This window comes from Streptomyces niveiscabiei (assembly GCF_001419795.1).
In the GTDB taxonomy this organism is placed as follows: domain Bacteria; phylum Actinomycetota; class Actinomycetes; order Streptomycetales; family Streptomycetaceae; genus Streptomyces; species Streptomyces niveiscabiei.
Map to the genome: position 1 here is coordinate 1 of NZ_LIRL01000505.1, position 2,900 is coordinate 2,900.

The following is a 2,900-nucleotide window of genomic DNA, read 5'->3' on the forward strand; positions in this document are numbered from 1 at the left end:
TGATCGCCCTGTTCGCCGGGGAGTCGGGGACGGGGAAGACGATGTCCGCCGAGGTCGTCGCCGCTGATCTCGGGATGGATCTGTACGTCGTCGACCTGTCCACCGTCGTCGACAAGTACATCGGCGAGACCGAGAAGAACCTGGAGCGCATCTTCACGGAGGCGTCCGCCGTCAACGCCGTGCTCCTCTTCGACGAGGCCGACGCGATCTTCGGCAAGCGGTCCGAGGTGAAGGACGCGCACGACCGGCACGCCAACATCGAGTCCGCGTACCTCCTCCAGCGGATGGAGTCGTTCGACGGCATCGCGATCCTGACGACCAACCTCCGCGCCAACCTGGACGAGGCGTTCACCCGCCGCCTGGACGTCGTCGCCGACTTCCCCGTCCCGGACGCGACGCACCGCCTCGACCTCTGGGACCGCTGCCTCGGCAAACGCCTCCCGCGCGCCGAGGACCTCGATCTCCCGTTCTGCGCCGACCGGTTCGAGCTGGCCGGGGGTTCCATCCGGGCCTGCGCGGTGACGGCGGCGTACCTCGCGGCGGAGTCCGAAGGGCCGCTCACCATGCGGCAGTTGGTGACGGCGATCGCCCAGGAGTACCGCAAGCTGGGCCGGTTGGTGCTGGAGAGCGAGTTCGGGCCGTATCTCGCGGAGGCGATCGGCGCGTGAGGCAGGGCAGGTCCCGGAGGGCACCTCCGGGGTCCGGAAAGGCAGTCCGCCTGCCCCCGGGCATGGCCCCGTGTCCCTGCCGTACCACCCGCCCCACCAGCAGACTCGGCCTGGACACAGGTGCCCCGTCAGGACCGCGAAGGAGCCAGCATGCCGACGTACCTCACCCCGGGCGTGTACGTGGAGGAGGTGCAGTCCGGTGCTCGACCGATCGAGGGTGTCGGCACGGCCGTCGCCGCGTTCGTCGGATTCGCCGGGCAGGGGCCCTTCCACACACCGACGCTGGTGACGAGCTGGGACCAGTACACCCAGCTCTTCGGCGGGTTCGTCGAGGGGACGTATCTGTCCCTCGCCGTGTACGGGTACTTCTCCAACGGGGGCGGCGCCGCGTACATCGTGCGGATCGGCGGGGCTGCCGACGGCAACGGCGGCGGGTCGACTCCCGCCCAGCCCAAGGCCGTTGAGCCGGTCGAGGTCGGCGGGTTCCTCGTCGCCGCCAAGCCCGGTGTGACCGGCGTGAGCGTCGAGGTCGCGGACGCGGACGGGGAGAACCCGCCCGAGGACCGCTTCAAGCTGCTCGTCCGCAAGGGCGGCGACGTCGCCGAGACGTACGAGGCGTCCTCGCGCAAGAACGTCAAGGGCTACCTCGTCACCCAGGCCCGCGCCTCCAAGCTGATCGACGTCACCGAGCAGCGCGGCGCCGCCCAGACCCGGCCCGCGAGCGGAACCCTCGCCGTACCGGACGCCCCGGCCGCGCCCGCCGCGTCCAACGGCGCCGTCGCGCGCATCGACCCCGCCGAGTACGTCGGCGACGCGGGCGCCCGTACCGGCTTCGGCGGCCTGGAGACCATCGACGAGATCACGATGGTCGCCGTGCCCGACCTGATGAGCGCCTACCAGCGCGGCGACATCGACGACGAGGGCGTACGGACCGTCCAGCTCGCCGTCATCTCGCACTGCGAGCAGATGGGCGACCGGGTCGCCGTCCTCGACACCCCGCCCGGGCTGAACGCCCAGCAGGTGCGCAACTGGCGTAACGACGAAGCCGGTTACGACTCGCGGTACGCCACCCTGTACTACCCGTGGGTGCGGGTCTTCGACCCGGCCGTCGGGCGCAACGTCACCGCCCCGCCGAGCGGGCACGTCGCCGGTGTGTGGGCGCGCAGCGACGCCGAGCGCGGCGTCCACAAGGCGCCCGCCAACGAGGTGATCCGCGGCGCCGTCGACCTCGAACTGCGGCTCAGCAAGGGCGAACAGGACCTCCTGAACCCGATCGGCGTCAACTGCGTCCGCGCCTTCCCCGGCCGCGGCATCCGGATCTGGGGTGCGCGCACCCTGTCGTCCGACCCGGCCTGGCGCTACCTGAACGTGCGCCGACTCTTCAACTACCTCGAAGAGTCCATCCTGTTGGGCACCCAGTGGGTCGTCTTCGAGCCCAACGACGACCGCCTCTGGTCGTCGATCCGGCGCAACGTCACCGCGTTCCTCACCGAGGAGTGGCGCCGGGGCGCGCTGTTCGGCCGTACCGCCGAAGAGGCCTTCTACGTGAAGTGCGACCGCGACAACAACCCCCAGGAGTCCATCGACCAGGGGCGCGTCGTCTGCGAGATCGGCGTCTCGCCGGTCAAGCCCGCCGAGTTCGTGGTCTTCCGGCTGGCCCAGTTCTCCGACAGCACCAGCCTCATCGACGAGTAACTCGCGGGCTGAACAGGAAGGTTGACACACAGTCATGGCAACAGGTGACGCTCTTTCCACCCACGTCTTCGGCGTACAGCTCGGCGGCTACCTCGTGGAGTCCATCCAGGAGATCAGCGGGCTGACCGTCGAGGAAGAGGTCGTCGAGGTCCGCCAGGTCAGCGCCGAGGGCAAGCAGATCATCCGCAAGCAGCCGGGTGCCCGGCAGGCCGGCGAGATCACGATCACCCGAGGGCTCGACCAGAGCAGCGAGTTCACCGAGTGGATCAAGGAGACGCTCAACAACGGGGCCGTCAACTCCGCCCGGCAGAACCTGACGATCGAGATCAAGGACACCGAGGGCAACACGGTCCGCCGTATCCAGCTCATGCAGGGCTGGGCGTCCAAGTGGGAGGGTCCCTCCCTCAAGGCGGGCGAGTCGGCCGCGGCCACCGAGTCCGTGACGATCGTGTTCGAGGAGATCATCGTCGAATGAGGCGACGTACGGTCACGGCCGGGAACCTGGAGGAGATCCTCCAGGCGACCGCGCCCGCCGCG

3 protein-coding genes are annotated in these 2,900 nt (G+C 69.7%); all 3 read left to right on the plus strand.

Annotated elements, in window-relative coordinates; genetic code table 11:
• The coding region (locus AOK24_RS23990; protein ID WP_159051961.1) for an ATP-binding protein at positions 1 to 668 on the plus strand (668 nt) is incomplete at its 5' end.
• A gap of 150 nt (positions 669 to 818) precedes the next feature.
• Positions 819 to 2,363, plus strand: a complete 1,545-nt coding sequence (locus tag AOK24_RS23995) for a phage tail sheath family protein (protein WP_055722141.1) — start codon at positions 819 to 821, stop codon at positions 2,361 to 2,363.
• 34 nt (positions 2,364 to 2,397) lie between these two features.
• On the plus strand, positions 2,398 to 2,838 hold the full coding sequence (locus AOK24_RS24000) for a phage tail protein (RefSeq protein WP_055722142.1): 441 nt from the start codon (positions 2,398 to 2,400) through the stop codon (positions 2,836 to 2,838).
• Positions 2,839 to 2,900: the final 62 nt, after the last annotated feature.

Coding starts and splice junctions, on each gene's coding strand:
- AOK24_RS23995 (WP_055722141.1), top strand. CDS start 819: ATGCCGACGTACCTCACCCCGGGCGTGTACGTGGAGGAGGTGCAGTCC.
- AOK24_RS24000 (WP_055722142.1), top strand. CDS start 2,398: ATGGCAACAGGTGACGCTCTTTCCACCCACGTCTTCGGCGTACAGCTC.